This is a genomic window from Rhizobium aouanii, assembly GCF_037002925.1.
Lineage (GTDB): Bacteria > Pseudomonadota > Alphaproteobacteria > Rhizobiales > Rhizobiaceae > Rhizobium > Rhizobium aouanii.
In genome coordinates, this window is record NZ_JBAMYD010000004.1 from 318,798 (window position 1) to 337,021 (window position 18,224).

General features: G+C 60.4%; 20 protein-coding genes and 1 pseudogene. 12 read left to right on the forward strand and 9 right to left on the reverse strand.

Features of this window, described 5'->3' with window-relative positions; translation table 11 throughout:
• Positions 1-9 precede the first annotated feature (9 nt).
• Positions 10-1,017: a DNA topoisomerase IB gene (locus V8P77_RS09540; RefSeq protein WP_335912039.1), complete on the forward strand. Its 1,008-nt coding sequence runs from the start codon at positions 10-12 to the stop codon at positions 1,015-1,017.
• Positions 1,014-1,892, forward strand: coding sequence for a non-homologous end-joining DNA ligase (gene ligD / locus V8P77_RS09545; protein ID WP_335912040.1), 879 nt, complete (start codon positions 1,014-1,016; stop codon positions 1,890-1,892). Before V8P77_RS09540 ends, ligD begins: the two co-directional genes overlap by 4 nt.
• Before the next feature lie 12 nt (positions 1,893-1,904).
• Here the strand turns inward: ligD and V8P77_RS09550 are convergent, their stop codons facing one another.
• The 3 genes from V8P77_RS09550 to V8P77_RS09560 are packed head-to-tail and all read right to left on the reverse strand — an operon-like array spanning position 1,905 to position 3,295.
• Positions 1,905-2,630, reverse strand: coding sequence for a glutathione S-transferase (locus tag V8P77_RS09550; protein ID WP_335912041.1), 726 nt, complete (start codon positions 2,628-2,630; stop codon positions 1,905-1,907).
• A 6-nt stretch (positions 2,631-2,636) separates the two neighbouring features.
• Positions 2,637-2,927, reverse strand: a complete 291-nt coding sequence (locus V8P77_RS09555; protein WP_020053081.1) for a DUF3175 domain-containing protein — start codon at positions 2,925-2,927, stop codon at positions 2,637-2,639.
• Positions 2,928-2,980: 53 nt separating this feature from the next.
• Complete coding sequence (locus V8P77_RS09560; protein ID WP_335912043.1) at positions 2,981-3,295, reverse strand: plasmid stabilization protein; 315 nt, start codon at positions 3,293-3,295, stop codon at positions 2,981-2,983.
• Positions 3,296-3,440: 145 nt separating this feature from the next.
• On the opposite strand from V8P77_RS09560, the gene V8P77_RS09565 reads away from it, so the two are divergent.
• Entirely contained in the window at positions 3,441-3,818 is a 378-nt protein-coding gene (locus V8P77_RS09565) for a hypothetical protein (protein WP_335912044.1), read from the forward strand.
• 34 nt (positions 3,819-3,852) lie between these two features.
• Here the strand turns inward: V8P77_RS09565 and V8P77_RS09570 are convergent, their stop codons facing one another.
• The 5 genes and pseudogenes from V8P77_RS09570 to V8P77_RS09590 all read right to left on the reverse strand — a co-directional run bounded on the left by V8P77_RS09570 (position 3,853) and on the right by V8P77_RS09590 (position 8,287).
• Positions 3,853-6,570 carry a hybrid sensor histidine kinase/response regulator gene (locus tag V8P77_RS09570; RefSeq protein WP_335912046.1) on the reverse strand — a complete coding sequence of 906 codons (2,718 nt, stop codon included), beginning with the start codon at positions 6,568-6,570 and terminating at the stop codon, positions 3,853-3,855.
• A gap of 175 nt (positions 6,571-6,745) precedes the next feature.
• On the reverse strand, positions 6,746-6,919 hold the full coding sequence (locus tag V8P77_RS09575) for a hypothetical protein (RefSeq protein ID WP_164986495.1): 174 nt from the start codon (positions 6,917-6,919) through the stop codon (positions 6,746-6,748).
• A gap of 9 nt (positions 6,920-6,928) precedes the next feature.
• Positions 6,929-7,110: pseudogene (locus V8P77_RS09580) on the reverse strand (hypothetical protein).
• Positions 7,111-7,248: 138 nt separating this feature from the next.
• Positions 7,249-7,503, reverse strand: a complete 255-nt coding sequence (locus V8P77_RS09585; protein WP_335912048.1) for a DUF2934 domain-containing protein — start codon at positions 7,501-7,503, stop codon at positions 7,249-7,251.
• A gap of 142 nt (positions 7,504-7,645) precedes the next feature.
• Entirely contained in the window at positions 7,646-8,287 is a 642-nt protein-coding gene (locus V8P77_RS09590; RefSeq protein WP_335912049.1) for a UdgX family uracil-DNA binding protein, read from the reverse strand.
• A gap of 165 nt (positions 8,288-8,452) precedes the next feature.
• Here V8P77_RS09590 and V8P77_RS09595 point away from each other — a divergent pair, with 165 nt between their 5' ends.
• The 5 genes from V8P77_RS09595 to V8P77_RS09615 all read left to right on the forward strand — a co-directional run bounded on the left by V8P77_RS09595 (position 8,453) and on the right by V8P77_RS09615 (position 13,394).
• On the forward strand, positions 8,453-9,916 hold the full coding sequence (locus tag V8P77_RS09595; RefSeq protein WP_077980276.1) for a phospholipase D-like domain-containing protein: 1,464 nt from the start codon (positions 8,453-8,455) through the stop codon (positions 9,914-9,916).
• A gap of 95 nt (positions 9,917-10,011) precedes the next feature.
• Positions 10,012-10,827 carry an endonuclease/exonuclease/phosphatase family protein gene (locus tag V8P77_RS09600; protein ID WP_131640778.1) on the forward strand — a complete coding sequence of 272 codons (816 nt, stop codon included), beginning with the start codon at positions 10,012-10,014 and terminating at the stop codon, positions 10,825-10,827.
• 300 nt (positions 10,828-11,127) lie between these two features.
• A complete protein-coding gene (locus V8P77_RS09605; protein ID WP_131661930.1) occupies positions 11,128-11,415 on the forward strand; it encodes a DUF2934 domain-containing protein in 288 nt (95 codons plus the stop codon).
• A gap of 151 nt (positions 11,416-11,566) precedes the next feature.
• The gene (locus V8P77_RS09610; RefSeq protein ID WP_131661929.1) at positions 11,567-12,487 is read left to right on the forward strand and encodes an NAD(P)/FAD-dependent oxidoreductase; all 921 of its coding nucleotides are present in this window, start codon (positions 11,567-11,569) and stop codon (positions 12,485-12,487) included.
• Between the two features lie 565 nt (positions 12,488-13,052).
• The gene (locus tag V8P77_RS09615) at positions 13,053-13,394 is read left to right on the forward strand and encodes a hypothetical protein (RefSeq protein WP_170268816.1); all 342 of its coding nucleotides are present in this window, start codon (positions 13,053-13,055) and stop codon (positions 13,392-13,394) included.
• A gap of 172 nt (positions 13,395-13,566) precedes the next feature.
• On the opposite strand, the gene V8P77_RS09620 is transcribed toward V8P77_RS09615, so the two are convergent.
• Positions 13,567-13,770, reverse strand: coding sequence for a hypothetical protein (locus tag V8P77_RS09620; protein ID WP_246622090.1), 204 nt, complete (start codon positions 13,768-13,770; stop codon positions 13,567-13,569).
• Positions 13,771-14,147: 377 nt separating this feature from the next.
• Between V8P77_RS09620 and V8P77_RS09625 the strand changes: the two genes are divergently transcribed.
• Genes V8P77_RS09625 through V8P77_RS09640 form a run of 4 tightly spaced genes read left to right on the forward strand, consistent with a single transcriptional unit; the run spans position 14,148 to position 18,120 of the window.
• Positions 14,148-15,602: a UbiA family prenyltransferase gene (locus V8P77_RS09625; RefSeq protein ID WP_373694577.1), complete on the forward strand. Its 1,455-nt coding sequence runs from the start codon at positions 14,148-14,150 to the stop codon at positions 15,600-15,602.
• 10 nt (positions 15,603-15,612) lie between these two features.
• Entirely contained in the window at positions 15,613-16,044 is a 432-nt protein-coding gene (locus tag V8P77_RS09630) for a GtrA family protein (protein WP_025397419.1), read from the forward strand.
• Positions 16,045-16,051: 7 nt separating this feature from the next.
• On the forward strand, positions 16,052-17,374 hold the full coding sequence (locus tag V8P77_RS09635; RefSeq protein ID WP_335912055.1) for an FAD-binding oxidoreductase: 1,323 nt from the start codon (positions 16,052-16,054) through the stop codon (positions 17,372-17,374).
• Positions 17,371-18,120 (forward strand): SDR family oxidoreductase, encoded by a 750-nt coding sequence (locus V8P77_RS09640; RefSeq protein WP_221945165.1) that lies wholly within the window; start codon positions 17,371-17,373, stop codon positions 18,118-18,120. The genes V8P77_RS09635 and V8P77_RS09640 overlap by 4 nt, the downstream gene beginning before the upstream one ends.
• Positions 18,121-18,224: the final 104 nt, after the last annotated feature.

Here is an 18,224-nt window from a genome sequence, read left to right on the forward strand (position 1 = left end):
ACAGACAGCATGAATGCCGAAGCCATCACCGAACTTGGTCTCGTTTATGTCAGCGATACCGAACCAGGCATCCGCAGACGAAGGAAGGGCAAGGGCTTCAGCTACGTCATGCCGGACGGCACGACGCTTGCCGATGAATTGCAGCGGGCGCGCATCAGAGCGCTTGGCCTGCCGCCGGCCTATGAAAATGTTTGGATCTGTCTCTACGACAACGGCCACCTCCAGGCGACGGGCTTCGATGCGCGCGGGCGCAAGCAATACCGCTATCACAAGGACTGGCAATCCTTCCGCAGCGCCGGCAAATTCCACCAGCTGATCGAATTCGGCCGGGCACTTCCAAAGATACGCCGCACAGTGCTGCGCCATCTCGACACCGGTGCGGAGGATGTCAACGGCGTGCTCGCGGCTTTGACGACGTTGCTCGACGAGGCACACTTACGCGTCGGCAACCAGGCCTATGTCAGGGAGAACGGCACCTATGGCGCAACGACACTGCTGAAGCGCCACCTGAAGATCGTCGACGGTCAGATAGAGCTGAAATTTCGCGCCAAGGGTGGCAGGCGCGTCCAGCGCAGCCTCAAGCATCCCAGGCTGCAGAAGATCCTGGAGGAGATAGCCGACTTGCCCGGCCGCCAGCTCTTCGTCTGGAAGGACGAAAGCGGGGCACTGAAACCAATCGATTCCGGCCGGTTGAACGCCTATCTGGCCGAAATATCGGGCATTCCGATTTCGGCGAAAACCTTCCGCACCTGGGCCGGATCGCTGGCGGCCTTCGGTGTGGCGCGTGAGACGATCCTCAGTGGCGGCCGGCCGACGGTAAAGCAGATGTCGGAGGCTGCGGCCGAGGCGCTGCACAACACACCGGCGATCTCGCGCTCGAGCTATATCCATCCCGCCATCATCGCGCTCGCCGGCAACGACCATCCGCTGATCGAGACTGTTAACGAGCCGCTACGGGGCTTGCGGGCCGAGGAAAACAGGCTACTTGATTTCCTCACAAGCGAGATCGAAGAATGAGCCCCAGACATCCACCGGTATCGGACGTATCGCTGACCCATCCCGACCGGCTCTATTGGCCGGATGAGGGCGTGACCAAACAGGCGCTGGCGGATTATTACGCCGGAGTCTGGTCGTTCATTGCGCCTTATGTCGTCAATCGGCCCTTGGCGCTGCTGCGCCTGCCCGACGGCATAAAAAGCCACCAGCGGTTTTTCCAGAAACATGCCTGGAAGGGTATGAATCCGCATATCGAGGAGATCGCCGACCCGCAGGATGCGGACGGCGAAAAGCTGCTGCGCATCGCCGATTTCAACGGGCTCGTGGCGCTGGTGCAGTCGGCCGTGCTCGAAATTCATCCCTGGGGCGTAACGACTGACGATTGGGAAAAACCCGACATGATCACCATGGACCTCGATCCCGGCGAGGACGTAGCCTGGAGCGCTGTCATAACAGCAGCGCTTGAATTGAAGGCGCGGCTGGAAGCCCGCGGCCTGGCTGCCTTCGTCAAGACGTCGGGCGGCAAAGGACTGCATGTGGTGACGCCGCTCGCGCCGAAGGCCGGCTGGGCGGAAGTGAAGGATTTCGCCCACTCGCTGGCCGAAAGCATGTCGGCCGACGCGCCGGACACATATTTGGCAACCGCGACGAAGGCAAAACGCGGTGGGCATATCTACATCGATTATCTGCGCAACGGCCGCGGCAACACGGCGGTCGCGGCCTATTCGACGCGGGCGCGACCGGGTGCGCCGGTTTCGATGCCGTTGGATTGGCCGGAATTGCACGAGGTGAGCGGTCCCGCCGCTTTCACGCTCGGCAACGTGCCGCGGCGAGTGGAGAGCCGTCGGAGGGATCCGTGGGGCGATTTCTTCGATGCGGCCGTGCCTCTGGAATAAACGGCTTTTAACTCATCTCTCGCGGTCGAGCTCAGGATAATGCCTGAAAATCCCTTCCTCGTTGAAGGCGAGGCGGCGGGGGGAGGCGAGATAGCGGGCGATGTTCGGACGCTTAGCCACCGCATCATGCAGCGCCAGCAGGGCGGGATATTCCGCTTTTCGGTTCGCCATGGCCTTCGGAAAGGCATAGGTCAGTCCCGCGATCACCTGGAAGAGCGAGAGGTCGACATAGGTCAGCGCATCGCCGACGAAATGGTCGGGGCCTTGCGGGTTCTGCCGCAGCACACGCTCGAAATAACCGAGGAATTTCGGAATGCGGTCGCGGATGAAGGCAGTGGAGCGGGCTTTCGCTTCCTGCTTCTGATCCTCGTAATAGAGCGACATGTCGATCGGGTGGTGCGTATCGTGCACTTCGGCGACGAAATCGGTGACAGTGAGCTGCAGGCCGTTGACGACATGGCGAAGGCCTTCATCCTTAGGCGCAAGGCCGAGCTTTGGACCGAGGTAAAACAGGATGTTGGCGACATGCGGGACAATGAGATCGCCGTCCTTCAGGAAGGGCGGCGCAAAGGGAATATGCGGTTCGCTTTGGCTTTTCATGGAGTCGAGCATGGCGCCGGTTCCCCGCCCGGGCTGGCGGGTGATGTCGACATAGTCGGCGCCGGCATCTTCCAGCGCCAACCGCACGAATTCGCCGCGGCCTTGAATACCGTGCCAATAATAAAGTTCGTATGCCATGAGCGCTCAATCCTTCGGTTGACGACCGAAGTCTTTTCGCAGTTCGTCCTTGGCCTTTTCAAGGGTGCCGCGCCGCTTTTTCGTCAGCTGGTCGCCGGCGCGGTTGATGTAGAAGGTCAGCATCGACATGGCGGCGCGGAAGGGGCTCGACTTGCGGCGATCGCTCTCCTCGGCGGAGTGCTTGACGGAGCGGGCAATCTTCTTCGGATCGTCCGATTTGAACACGCCTTCCTTCAGGTCCATCGCATCGCTGTGTTCGGTGACGTCCTGCGACCATTTCTTTTTCGATTTGGCCATGGGTTAAACTCCCTATGCGGCTGACGGAAAGCCTCCGCTTGCCGCATCAGTTGTTAATGGTGGCTGTGGTGTTCGTTGCGCTTGCGCGTCGCAGCGGCCTTCTTCGCGGAAGCGGACCGTTCCTCCTTCGAGCGTGCGGCGGATGCAGCACCGCCGGCGCGGCCGCCCTTTTCGGAAGATTCATGCGTATCCTTCTTGCCGCGGCCGGAACCGGATTTGTTGCCGCCGCCGCTTTCCTTGTTGACGGTTGCCCAAGCGCGCCGTTCGGCTTCCTTCTCGGAGACGCCGCGATCCTCGTAACCCTCCTCGATGTGCTCGGCCTTGCGCTTCTGCTTGTCGGTATAGTCGGATTTGTCACCTCTCGGCATCTTGGCCTCCTCTGGTTTGCAAAGGGCCGAACCGGTGCGGAGCTCAAAAGTTCCGCCCGTAGGATCACTGGTCCAGATTTCGGAACAAAAGCCGGTTTTATCCGGTTTCCAATGGGAAAAGCCTGCATAGGAAGGAGCCCTGAACATGGAAAAACACATCGTCAAAGCCGACGGAAACGGCGCGATCGACGTGAATGGCCAGGTATCGCCGGTCACCTATACCGTCGGCCTCAAGCAAGGGAAGGGACGTTCCTACGAGGTCGACATCCGCCTGAGGGCGCCGCGTGACTGGCTGCTGCAAAGGGGCTTCGAGCGGGATGCAGTGCTGATCAGTCAGAGCGGCGCGCGCATTCCCGTCTATCACGATGGCGGCAGCCATCACGACGATGGCAATTATCACGTTAATGGCCGTCTCGGTCCTGCCGACACGATCTCGATCGAACTGACGGCGCGCGACGACAGCTGCACCAGCGAGGTGGATCTGATGCGCAAATATCCCGAGTTCGACGGCGCCGACGCATAAAAGCAGAGGTGGCAGCAAAGAAAACAGAGATACTCTAAGCGCCAGGCCGCTGCTGGACGGCGTTCTTAACCGCCTGATCGAGCGCCGTGCTGCTGAAAGGTTTCGACAGCAGCACCGAACCGGGGAGACGGTTTGCATCCGGCAGGCTGCTGTTGCCGGTGGCAAAGACCAGGCCGACCGACGGAAAGGCCTCGCGCGCCTTGGCGGCAAAGACCTGGCCCGACATGCCGGGCAGGCCGACATCGGCGACGATGATGTCGACAATGGTGTGTCCGAGGATTTCCACGCCCCGTTCACCGCTGTCAGCTTCGATGACGTCATAGCCGAGATCCTGCAGAATCTCGGCAGTATCCATGCGGATGAAGGCGTCGTCTTCCACGAGCAGCAGCTTCAGCTTTTCGCGGGCGATCTCGGGGTGTTTGGCAGCGGCCACTGCGGCATCGCTCGCCCCTTGGCGGCGTGGCGTTCGACTGGCAAGCACGTGGCGGATCTTGCGGGCGAGTTCCTCGCGCGTATAGGGCTTGGAGAGCAGTTCGAGGCCGGGATCGAGCCGGCCGCCATGGACGATCGAATTTTCAGTATAGCCTGATGTGTAGAGCACGGCGATATCGGGCAGGCGCTCGCGCGCCATGCGGGCAAGCTCCGGGCTCCTCAACGGCCCGGGCATGACGACATCGGTAAAGAGCAGGTCGATATGAGCGCCGCTTTCGATCACGGTAAGCGCGCTTTGTGCATCCTTGGCCTTCAGCACATAGTAGCCGAGATCCGACAGCATCTCGATGACGGTGGCGCGCACGCCCTCGTCGTCCTCGGCGACAAGGATGGTTTCCGTTCCCCCGGCTGCCGGCACGTTGTCGACGGCCGTGACCCGATCCTCGCTTCGGAACGAGCGGGTCAGGTAGAGCTTGACGGTCGTGCCTTCGCCGATCTCGCTGTAGATCTTCACGTGGCCGCCGGATTGCTTGACGAAGCCATAGACCATCGACAGGCCGAGACCGGTGCCCTTGGCTTCCGGTTTCGTCGAAAAGAAGGGCTCGAAGGCCTGCTCCTTCACCTCCTGCGTCATGCCGGAGCCGGTATCGGTCACCGCGAGCACGACATATTGGCCGGCGGTGACTTCAGGATGGATGCGGCTGTAGGAGTCGTCGAGGAAGGCGTTGCCGACCTCGATCGTCAGCTTGCCGGCGCCATCCATCGCGTCACGTGAATTGATCGCAAGGTTGAGCAGTGCGTTTTCGATCTGGATCGGATCAGCGAAGGTGTTCCAGAGGCCGCCGGAGACCACGGTCTCGACTTCGATCTCCTCGCCGAGCGCGCGGCGCAGCATGTCGTCCATGCCGGTGACGAGACGGCCGATGTTGACGACCTTCGGTTCCAGCGGCTGGCGGCGGCCGAAGGCGAGCAGCTGGCTTGCCAGCCGCGAGCCGCGTTCGACGGCGGCAAGCGCGTTGGAAATGCGTTCCTTGCCCCGGCCGCTGTCTGCCACGTCCTTGCCGAGAAGCTGCAGATTGCCTGAGATCACCTGCAGCAGATTGTTGAAGTCATGGGCAACGCCGCCGGTAAGCTTGCCGATCGATTCCATCTTCTGCGACTGCTGCAGTGCCGCTTCGGCCTGCTGGCGTTCGGCAATCTCGGCCGCGACACGGACCTCGAGCATTTCATTGAGTTTCCGCAGCTGATCTTCCATGTCGCGGCGCTGGTCGATTTCGACTTTGGCGGCACGGAAGAGCCGGATATTGTCGATCGCGACGGCCGACTGGCCGGCGAGGCTGACGAGGCTCGCCTCGGCCGCTTGCGAAAAACGGCCGGGCTGCCCGTGACCGAAGAACAAGCCGCCGATGACGCTGCCGTCGCGTGATTTCACCGGCACGGCAAGATAGCTCCTGACCGGAAGATGCCCCTTCGGCATGCCTGCATGCGGCGCATTCTGCCCATAGCGCGGGTCGAGCAGGATGTCCTCGGAGCGCACGATGCCTTCGCCGTTGAAGGTCGGCGCGAAGACCTTGGTATTGCGCGGCATCGGGAATTTCTCGAAGTTCTTCCGATCGACACCGGAGAGCGCATAGAGCATGTAGCTGCCGCCCTCGCCATCATCGACATTGTAGAAGAAGGCGCCGAATTCCGCGCCGGTCAGCGTCACGCCGGCATCGACGACAATCTGGGTGAGGCGTTCGACATTGGGCTCGGTGATGATGGCGGCGCCCGCTCGGTTGACGACCGCAAGCGCCTCCGATTTTGCACGCAGTTCTTCGAGCGCCATCTGTTCCCCGCGCTTGGCCGACACCTGGTCGGTGACGTCAAGGGCCGCGCAGAGGATGCCGGCGACCTTGCCGTCATCGTCGCGCAGCGGGGTGTAGGAGAAGGTGAACCAGGTGTCCTCGGTACGGCCGTCGCGGCGCATCGGGATGAGCAGCTCTTTGAAGAGCTGCGAACTGCCTTCCAGCGTGCTGGCGACGATCGGCGCGAACTGTTCCCAAATATCCGCCCAGACCTCGCGGAAGGGTCTTCCGAGGGCATCCGGATGCCGCTCGGAGAAAACAGGGACGTAGGCGTCATTATAGAGAAAGGCGAGATCCCGACCCCAGGCGACGAATTTGGGCTGGCGGGAATTCAACACCATTTCGGCGATATGCTTGAGAGACGCAGGCCAGCTTTCGACCGGACCGAGACCGACGGCGTGGAAAGCCGGATGCCGTAACAATTCGCCGATTTCGCCGCCGCCTCTCGGCCAGCCGTTCCCGACGCTTCTCATTCAAAATCGCTTTCTTGTCATCAGCCGCGCCGGGGTGATCTGCCACCTCGGGGTTCAACCCTTCCAAACCGTCAACATAGAGGCTTCCGATGGGAGGGAAAGGGCGCGGTCGAAATATCCTTAACTGCCGGGCGTTCAACACATTTAGCAGCCTGCGGACGTCGCCTGCGAGGTGTTATTTTCGATAGAGTTTTTGCGATGCGGCAAAGGCGCGGCCGATGTAGACGGAGACCAGCTGAACCGGCGCGCGCGGATCGCGAAAAACCAATCCGACGAGATTGTCGACCACAAGGATGAACCCGAGCGCGAGACCGAGGTAGAGCAGTGCGGCAATGAGCAGGAGCGACATCTCCATCCCTCACACGATCGCGGTTGAAACGCGGCCGCTGGCGGCGAAGAGCGGGATTGAGGGGATTTCGATACGGCCGTCGTTCATGGCAACTTCCCCAGTTTCGCCATAAACAGCCATCGGATGCTCTTGTTTCCGATTATCCGGGCAGGGCTCAACTTTTTTGGAAGCCTCAAAGCTTGCAGCGTCATCCGGCCTCTGTTCACCCCCGCATGGAAGCCCCACCCCTGCAATTCAATATCGCACAACCAATTCAAGCATATGACAAAAAAGGATCAAGGGCGTCGAGACGACGCCCTTTTTAATCGAGATGCTCAGTATTCTAGCGTTCAGGACGCGGTCTTGCGGCTCGCGGTGCGCTTCGGCGCCGGCGTGACCACGCCATTCGTCTTGGCGCCTGTCGCAGTGCGCTTCGCCTTGGGCTTGACCTCTTTGCCCTTGGAAGATGCAGCCGAGCCCTCGAGCGCGTCGCGCTCGTGTCGTGCCTGTTCCCAATGGATGGAATCTCGCCCTGTCGGATAACCCTCTTCTTCCCAGAGGGTGTATGCACGTTTTTTGATCCACTCTTCACGAGTTTCTGCCATCGCTGATCTCCAGTCACATGATGCCGTCGTTCGAACGCGATACTGCTTGGATGGTTCCAGAGGAGGGGAGCTCTTTCAAGCGAAATCGCGCCGCAACCGGAAATATTTCGCATCGCAGCATATTAGGGTTGAGAATCGGCCTTCACTGGGACCGAAACTCCGCCGCCTTGTGCAGATCTGAGACGAAATCCCGGCGCTGCCGGCGCTGCTCCGCCTCGTCGCGGATGCGCAAGAGATAGGAGGGGTGGATCGTGACCAGGACGGGCGGACGGTTTTCCGGATGCAGGATATGGCCGCGCTCTGGCGTCAGCTTCACCTTCGGACCGAGCAACGCATAAAGCGCGCTTGCGCCGAGCGTCACGACGAGCTTCGGCTGCAGGATGTTGATCTCTGCACCGAGCCACCAGGCGCAACGCCTGATCTCGCCGGCATTCGGTTTTGCATGCAGCCGCCGTTTGCCGCGCGGCGTGAACTTGAAGTGCTTGACGGCATTGGTGACATAGCAGCGCCGGCGGTCGAGGCCGGCCTCTTCGAGGCAGCGATCGAGCAGGCGGCCGGCGGGGCCGACAAAGGGCCTGCCGGTCAGATCCTCCTGGTCGCCCGGCTGCTCGCCGACAAGGACGATCTCGGATGTCACAGGGCCTTCGCCGAAGACGACTTGCGTGGCATTCCTGTAAAGATCACAACGAGTGCAGCCTTCGGCCTGATGCCGGAGTTCGGCAATGCTGTCTGCATCTGCGACTTCGAGCGCCAATGCGGGACCGATGTTTGCGGCGATGTTCATGATGGCGATCCTCACCTCCTCGGGATCAATCGATCCGCGCAGGGATTGTTCCCTGCTGAAACGGACGGCGCCAGGCCGGCAAAATGATCACCGTGAAAAATTTCGCGTCATGGGAGAGCGACGGCGCGATTGAACGCCGCCGTTTCGCGGCTATATTCGCCAGCGATGTTCTATCTCCTGTCGACCTACTGGCCGCATATCCTCTTTGTCGTCTCGATCGCCATGGGGGCCGCGGCGGCGATCCATGCCGCCATGACCAAGGAGGAGGTGCGTGCCGCGATCGGCTGGGTCGGCGTCATCATCCTGTCTCCGATCATCGGCGCGGTGCTCTATGCGATTGCCGGCATCAACCGTATCCGCCGCAAGTCGCTAAGCGTCCGCCGTGACGCGCTACTGCTTGCGGCGGAATTCGACGAGTTGGAGACCTTCGACGCCGAGGCCGAGACGGTGATCAGCCAGTTCGGTCGCCGCTTTGCGGCGCTGCAGACACTCGGCGACCGGGTAACGCGCAATCCGCTGACTTCAGGCAATACGATCGACATGCTGGAGACCGGCGACGAGGCCTATGCTGCGATGAAATCAAGCATCGACGAGGCGACGCGCAGCATCCTGCTCGAAACCTATATCTTCGACCGCGATGCGGTCGGCCTTCGCATCGCCGATGCGCTGATTGCTGCGGTCAGGCGTGGTGTGGAGGTCCGGGTGCTGATCGACGCGGTTGGCGCGCGTTATTCGGTGCCGAGCATTCTTGGCCATCTCCGTGAGAGCGGCGTCACCGTCGCCGTCTTCAACGGCAACGTCATCATGGGGCTGCGGCTGCCCTATGCCAATCTGCGCACCCACCGCAAGATCCTGATCGTCGATGGGAAAATCGCGCTGACGGGCGGAATGAACATCAGGGCGGGCTTCAGCGAGGAGGCGACGGGCGAGAGCTTTGCCCACGACACGCATTTCAGCGTCACCGGCCCTGTCGTGGCCGATCTTTTCGACCTCGCCGCCGAGGACTGGCGCTTCTCAACGCAGGAGTTGTTGAACGACGAGCCCTGGCGCATCGAACTGCCAGAGCGCAGCCCCGGCGACCCCATCCTGATGCGCGTCGTCGCCTCCGGCCCGGACCGCAGCGTCGAGACCAACCACAAAATGCTGATGGGCGCCTTTTCCGTGGCGCGCCAATCGATCCGCATCATGTCGCCCTATTTCCTGCCGGACCGTGAACTCATCAGCGCCCTGGTGACGGCGGCGCGGCGCGGCGTCGAAGTCGATATCGTCGTGCCCGCGGTCAACAACCTCGTGCTGGTCGACCGGGCGATGACGGCGCAATTCGACCAAATCCTCAAGAACTACTGCCGCATCTGGCGCTCCACCGGCAGCTTCAGCCATTCGAAGCTGCTGACGATCGACGGCACCTGGGCCTATGTCGGCTCTTCCAATCTCGATCCGCGTTCGCTGAGGCTGAATTTCGAGGTCGACCTCGAAGTGCTGAATGAGGGCTTTGCCGCCGAGATCGACGAGCATATCGAGGAAACCCTGAAATCAGCGACGCCGGTGACGCTCGACGGGCTGCGCGCGCGGCCCTTCGCGGTGCGCCTGCTCGAGAAGGTGCTGTGGCTGGGCTCGCCCTATCTCTGACGAATTTTTTGCATTCTGACATGGCAAGTTCCGTCCGGCTGCCTATACTGCCGAATGAGTAGCCCTTTTGATCAACGGAACAAGTGCGCCGCCCTATGCACGCCAGGAAAGACAGTCTTCCCGCCAGTATTCTCGCCTCGATCAGGAGCAGGAAAAAGCGGCTCGACGCGGCGCATATGGAGGCAAGGCCGCGTAGCGCCGGCACGCTGATCGCCTCCTACAACGTGCACAAGTGCGTCGGCACCGACCGGCGTTTCGATCCGGAGCGCACCAGCCGGGTGATTCACGAAATCGGCGCCGACCTGATTGCGCTGCAGGAGGCCGATACGCGTTTCGGCGAGCGCACCGGCATTCTCGACCTCGGCCGGCTGGAGCGGGAGACGGGCCTCATTCCGGTGCCAATTGCCGGTATGGCGAAGGCGCATGGCTGGCATGGCAATGTCGTGCTCTTCAAGAGAGGGCTGGTGCATGACGTGCATCAGGTCAAACTGCCGGGTCTCGAGCCGCGCGGCGCGCTTGTCGCCGAGATCGAGCTCGAAGAGGGCGGGGTGCTGCGCATCATCGCCGCGCATTTCGGCCTGCTGCGCCATAACAGAGCCCAGCAGGCCCGCACCCTGGTCGAGCTCATCAACGACAGGCACGAGATGCCGACCATCCTGCTCGGCGACCTCAACGAATGGCGGCTCGGCGACCGCTCCTCGCTCAACACCTTCCAATCCGCCTTCGGCGAGCTGCCGCGCGCCGTGCCAAGCTTTCCCGCCGGCCTGCCCATTCTGGCGCTGGATCGCATCATCGCCAACCGCAAAGGCATCATATCCGAAGTCGAAGCGCATGATACGCCGCTCGCCCGCGTCGCGTCCGACCATCTGCCGATCAAGGCGCTTGTGGATCTGAAACCAGCAGCAGTGTGAAGAACGGAGCCGACGCGCGGGCTTAAGCGGCCGAATGTTCCCTTGAGCTTGATAGGGCCTCAGGATCGGAACTGTGGGGTAAAGATCACGCCCATGCCAAGCGCCTTCCGCGCGATCCACCTTCAGCTTCAACGAACACCGAAACGGTCGTTGCGACTCGTCTTTACTGGCCTTTTCGGCATCGAGCCCGCCGCTCGGCTTCTCCTGCGTGTCTACGGCGCCTGGATGCCGGGAACTTCGCTGAGGACGACGAGTTAGCGGCGAGGCCATCGGCTTCCGCCGGTGCAAAGGAGAAGCGTTATGGAAGATCGGGATCGAGAAAACAGAATCCGCGAACGCGCCCATCAGATCTGGGAGCGCGAAGGAGGAGGCGAGGGTAATCAGGAACGTCATTGGGAGCAGGCTACCCGCGAGATTGATGCAGAGAACGCGGCAGCTGGTGAAGGCGACGATGGAAAAACCGGCTCGACGGGGTCGGCGACCGGCCTGCAAGGGGGCGGAACCTCGCCAGGAGGTGGGCCGGCATCCGGCGTCGACAGCATGGCGGAACCAAGGAAGAGTGGAAGAGGCGGGCCCGGTCCGAACTAATCCATCTCAAAGACGCAGACAAACCCGAGAGACCAAGTGGTCGCATGCTGTAAGAGCGTGATCAGGGTTAGCGATGATCGGTTCCGCGGAAATTCGACAAGATCGAACGTCGCGAGCGTGGGAAGCCCCATTGGATCGAGGGACCGAAGCGATGACGACGGAATTGCGGATTCTCGACGCCGTAGTGGTAGGCGCGGGCCCCGGAGGCATGACGGCTGCTATCTATCTGGCGCGGCTGAACCGCAAGATCGCTGTGGTCGACTCTGGCCACAGTCGCGCACTGCTCATCCCTCGCTCACGCAACCATCCAGCCTTCCCTGAAGGCATCGAGGGAACCGAGTTATTGCGGCGCATGAGCATGCAGTTGCAGAACTTCGCCGTCGACACTGTGATTGGCACCGTTAGGCGGCTGAGGCGATGTGAAGCTCGTTGCTTTTTGGTTGAATTCACCGGCGGTCGGATCTGGGCGGAAAACATCGTGCTGGCAACGGGTCTTAGGGACATATTCCCACCCATAGATGGAGCCTATGATCTCGTCCGCTCTGGCCACCTCCGCTTCTGCCCGATCTGTGACGGTTACGAAATTGCGGGACGACCGGCAGTGGTGATCGGCGCAACGGAGCGGGCCGCTTCCGAAGCGCGCTTCTTAAAATCATTCACAACCGACATCGCCATTGCGACCCTCGGGAATACCTTGGACGTCACAGCCGAAACGATGGATCGGCTTATCGACGACCGAGTCACCGTACGGTGCGAGCGCTTGGTGCGATGCTTGCGTTCCGAGCACGGAACGGTCGACCTCGTCCTTGAAGCATCGACTGTGCTCGAAAAGGTCGTGCTCTATTCCGCGTTGGGGGTTCGGCCCCACTCGCAGCTCGCTGAGCGACTGGCTGTTGCACTCGATAGGGATCGGCGGATCAAAGTTGGTTCACATCAGGAAACAAACATCCAGGGGATCTACGCGGTTGGCGATGTTGTCACAGGTCTGAACCAACTCGGTGTGTCGATGGCGCAAGGCGAAATCGCGGCCGTCGCCATTCACAATCGGCTGCGCGAACGCAAGAACGACTGATGAGGCGTTAGTTGCCCGAGGCGAAGGGGCAATCTTCGCGCATGAGGAACGGTGATACCACCCGAAGGAGCGCCGAGAAACCAACGCATGCGAGCTCCGAATTGGAATCGATGTGCCTCGCCCCGTCGCGGAGTCGACCCGACGGTGGCCGGCCTTCGGCGACCCGATACCGTGGAACCTTTGCTGAGCTTGAATGTTAGCGGCATCTGCACGGCAAAGGCCGTATTGCCGCTGGTCTATCCCGAGGCAACCGGCCCAGATGCTGGTGGAAAAGCATAGGAACGGCTGAGGACCCAGCGTTACATGAACCAACGGTGCCCATCATCAATGGGAGTGCTGTTATCTCTGTCCCTCAGGGTTGGCAGCCGGGCGGCAGCGCGTTGCGGAAGCTTTTGAAGGCTTACAAGGCAGGAGGAGGATCGACAATGGACCAAGGCTCATCCCCGTGGTTGCTTTCGTCCTACGTGGGTGCCGGCCTCATCATCACCGCGGGCTCGATCTCAATGTGGTGGTTGAGCGGGGGCGACGGTGCGGCATCATCTCCAAGCGAAATAGGAGAACCGCGATGATCAAGAAGGATGGCAAGACCGCTGCCGAAGTGCGCGGTCGAATCCAATCAGGAGACAGCGGAGACATCAGATCGGGATTTGACCCTGCAGCCGCGCCACTGGAAACAGATGCTGAGGCCGCAGGTCAGCCGATGAGCCACGAAGAGATCGAGACGGCGCTGCATACCCAGAGCAGGGGAGTGGCCGATCGCCAACGCAACTACGATGTCGCCATGCGTGAACCCGGGAGTGCAGGGACCATGCCCCAGACGACGCGCTCTAACCCTTTACGCATCGTCATCGCCACACTGGCTCTTGTTGCGCTGGCAGTGGCGATCGCCAGCTGGATTTACAGCTGACAAGCTAGACGTTTGATCCCGGATTTTGATGGTGCAATCTTCTCACAGGCTAGGAGGGATTCGCTATGGGACAAATTCTGCATGGGAGCGCCACGACGACAGAGGCGATAGGCAAAGCAAGCCGCGCCAAGCGGAGCTTCTAGTAACTAAAGACCGTTCAACCTTGTCGGCACTACTGCGCGACCAGAACGGCTCCCATCAGGATTGCGCAGACGAGTCCAAGGATGTTCAAGCCGAGCGAGACGAACCCGCTGATCTGCTGACGGTGGGGATGGCAATGCTCTGCATTTCCTATGACGGCAATAGCCCCGCCGACCATCCAGCAAGTCAGTGTCAATGTCCCAAAAACAAGTGCCAAGTTCATCGCTTCGTTCAACCGGTCTTTGCGTATGGGGCACCCAACCGATACATCAGCGGTTTGTTCCGGCCGTCGAAACTCCGTCCGGTGGGTACATCGCTCAGTGCAACCAGCCTACGCCCCGGCAACGAGGAGGTGCCGGATAGATCACTGATCATTCGTTCCGTGCGCAAGGGTATCCGCTGCCTGTCTAAACTTAGAGGTGAAGGTCGAGCAAAGAGTCAGACACAAGCGACTGGGCTATGGAACTAAGCGGCTTGGCCGTTGTTCGGCGATTTCCACATACCTCAAGTATAAAGGGAAATCCTTTGAGCGAATTGCGCCAGGAGTTTGAGCTTCGAAGAGATTTTCTACCGACGGGTCAGGAGGACGAGTGGATTTCACCTCGTCGAACGATATCAACGCTCGGTGGCTCGTCGACACCACAAAGTTCGGATTCGTCGCGGCCGCTGGTCATCGATCTCGATGGCACCTTGGTTCGATCCGACCTGCTGATTGAGGCCGCCTTTTCTGAACTCAGGCGCCGCCCCTTTTCCATCGTTGACCTTGTCCTCGCAACGTGCAGGGGAAAGGCATGCCTCAAGCACCGTCTTTCCACACCCGCGGATTTCGATCCGGCTATCCTGCCCTTTGATCCCGAGGTTCTGAACTTGATCCATACGGCGCGGGAAGAGGGACGTCAGGTCTATCTCGCATCCGCGACTCACGAGCGCCTTGTCTCGCGCATTTCCGACCATCTAGGTGTCTTCAACGGCTGGTTTGCAACGGACGAGACGACAAACTGCGCCGCCGAGGTGAAGGCGGAAAAGCTCGTTTCGGCCTTTGGCCATGGCGGTTTCGACTATGCCGGCAACAACGCCGCAGATCTGCCTGTATGGCGCCACGCCGGAAAATCATACGCTATTCGGACGCCGGCCAGGGTAGCGAGGCAACTGTCGCGCCAATGCCACAATGTTGAACATCTTGCGCACGACAAACCGACCTGGCGGACTTGGGCGCGGTTGCTGCGGGTGCATCAATACGTCAAGAACGGGCTCGTCTTTATCCCGTTGCTGACAAATCAACTCTTCGACGTCCATAGTCTTGCCAATTCCGCTCTGGCTTTGGTCGCCTTCTCGCTTTGCGCGTCGAGCGTCTATGTGCTGAATGACCTGGTCGACCTTCAAGACGATCGCGGTCATCGCAGCAAATGCCGCAGGCCGCTGGGGTGCGGCGATATCCCGCTCTCACACGCGCTCATGGCAATCCCCGTTCTCCTTCTGCTGTCGTTTATGGTCGCCCTGACGATTACACCCGCCTTCATTTTGGTGCTCGCCGGATACTTTGCGTTGACCACCGCCTATTCGTTCTTTCTGAAGCGGAAGATGATCCTCGATGTCGTGACCCTTGCAGCTCTTTACACCACACGCGTGGTAGGAGGGTCGGCGGCGATCTCGGTTTGGCCTTCTCCTTGGCTGCTTGCCTTCATGATGAGTTGGTTCCTCTCGCTTGCGCTCGTCAAGCGATACACTGAGCTCATTTCGCGCCGAGCCGCGAACCTACCCGACTCGAAGAGCCGCGATTACAAGAATGGAGACGTCGGCATGATCGGCGCATTGGCGGCCGGGGCCGGAATGAACGCGCTCACATTGTATGCGCTCTACGCTGCAAGCGACAGCGTGCAGGATCTCTACACCCGGCCGGGAATTTTATGGCTGGCGGGACCAATCCTGGCTTGCTGGATTGCCCGCATCCTGTTGCTCGCCCATAGGGGACTGATGCATGACGATCCGGTCGTATTTGCGATCAAGGACAAGGTGAGCCTTGCGACTCTGGGCGTTGCCAGCGCCTTTGTTGTCGCCGCACTGTGAGGTGAGCGAGATGCGTTCCCATTATGGGGGTGAAGGGATCCCGACCCGCATCGCAGTTCGCTATGTCGTGTTCGCGATCCTCTCGACTTTAGCAAATTTTGCGGTTCAGGCGGCTGTCGTGAAGATCTACCCGTCGCAAAGCCTCGTGCCGTCAATGCTCGCGGGCACTGCCGCCGGGTTCGGGCTTAAGTACTTCCTCGACAAAAGGTGGATCTTCTTTGACCGATACGAGTCGCACGGCGACGAATTGCTCAAGATCGTCCTTTACGGCCTGTTCAGCGTCGTGACGACGATCATATTCTGGGGATTCGAAATTGTCTTCTGGACAGTCTGGAGAACGGATCTAGCGAAGTATGCGGGCGGGGCGATCGGTCTGGCGATCGGCTACATCTCAAAATTCGCGCTCGACCGAAAATTCGTGTTCAAGTTGGAAGGGGCGTGACAGACTGATGGAGGGATGGGGACGTTATCCACGCCATGATGGTGAAGTGCTTGATTGCAGGCTGCCGGAAGCGCTGCCTGGAACGGTGTCATCGCGCGCGGGTCTGATTGCTCGCGGCAACGGCCGCTCGTATGGCGATGCCGCGATCGGTGAGCATCTCACTTTGACCTGCGGTGCATTGAACCGGATGAAAAGCTTCGACGAGGTGAACGCGTCGCTGACCGTCGAAGGTGGCGTCATGCTGTCGGACATTCTCAGGTCGTTCATCCCCCGGGGCTATTTCCCCCCGGTAGTCCCAGGAACGAAGTTCGTCACAGTTGGAGGAATGATCGCATCCGATGTGCACGGGAAGAACCATCATCGCGACGGTGGGTTCGGCGAACACGTTCGCGAAATCAAGCTGGTTATCGCCAGCGGTGAGATCATTACCTGCAGCAGAACCCAGAATTCAGAGCTTTTTTTCGCGACGCTCGGGGGTATGGGCCTGACGGGCATCATCGCTGAAGCGACCTTTACGCTGAGGCCCATCAGTACCGGCTGGATTGTTCAAAAGACGGTCGCGACAGAAAATCTCGGCGATACGCTGAAAGCCTTGAAGCAAACAGACGACGCGACCTATTCCGTCGCCTGGATTGATTGCCTTTCGCGGGGCGCTTCGCTCGGCCGCTCGCTGATCTTTGTCGGCGAGCACGCCAGCCCGAGCGACATCGCTCAAATGCCAAAAGCAGCGCCATTGCCTCCCTTCAAGGCAGCCCGTTTTTCACTGCCGGTCGACCTGCCTGGTTGGGCGCTCAACAGAAGGAGTGTTTCCGCATTCAACGATCTTTATTATCGGGCGGGTGCCCGCAAAGCAGCCCGAGTCTCTTTGGTCCACTGGGACAGCTACTTCTTCCCGCTTGACGGTCTTCTCGAATGGAACCGCCTGTACGGCAAGCGCGGCTTCCTGCAGCATCAATGCGTGGTGCCTGACGAAAACGCACTTGCGGTTCTGAGCAGTATGCTCGATCGTTTCGCTCTTTCTGGGAAAGCCTCATTCCTGGCCGTGCTGAAAAGGCTGAGGGGTGGCGCAGGCCTTCTGTCATTTCCGGCGCCAGGGTATACCCTTGCACTCGACCTGCCAGTCGCACCCGACGTGTTCCAGCTGTTAGACGAAATTGACAAGCTGGTTGTCGCGGCGGGAGGGCGGCTCTATCTCGCCAAGGATGCAAGGCAATCCCGTCATACATTCGAAGCCGGTTACCCCCAACTGCAGGCGTTCAAAGAGCTGCGACGAACTACGGGAGCCGACCGTCACTTTAGTTCCCAGCTGGGAAAAAGGCTTGGCATATGAAAGCCATCGGCAAGACACTGCTCCTGATTGGCGCGACGTCGGATATTGGTCGTGCGACTGCCTTGGTCTATGCCGAGGCGGGCTGGGACATTCATTTGGTCGGACGCAGGCGTGAGCTTGTCCAACGCGAAGCCGATGACATCGTCACGCGCACCGGCGCCGTCGTCGCCGCCCATGAACTGGATATTCTTGATACCGGCCGCTTCGAAGAGTTCCTGAGCACCGTGTCGCCATTGCCTGACACGGCCATTTGCGTCGTCGGCGAACTCGGCGAGCAGGCCCGCGCCGAAAGGGAACTCGAACACGCCGCCATGGTGATGCGGACAAACTTCGAAGGACCGGCTTTGATGCTCGGCCTCCTGGCTAGCCGCTTTGCCGCGCGCGGGTCCGGCACCATCGTCGGCTTAAGTTCGGTCGCCGGCGACCGCGGGAGAGGATCAAACTATGTGTATGGCGCCGCGAAAGCTGGCCTGACGGCGTTCTTGTCGGGTCTCAGGAACAGACTATCCACAGCCGGGGTACGCGTCCTCACCATTAAACCCGGTTTTGTGCGAACGCGGATGACTGATGGAATGAAGCTTCCACCCATGCTTACGGCCGAGCCTGCAGAGGTCGCTCAAAGGATCTTCGCCGTTGCCGATGGCAGCAAGGGAGGGGACGTCGTCTATGTCAGGCGGATTTGGTATCCGCTCATGGCGATAATCCGAGGCATCCCGGAACCGATCTTCAAGAGGTTGCGGCTGTGATCGAAACCTGGGGAATAGAAGATAGAGATTGCCCTGGTCGCTTCGTCGTCCGCATGTTCCATCTTGTTGATCCGCTTTTTCCGCGCGCCGATGCGGATCAAGGC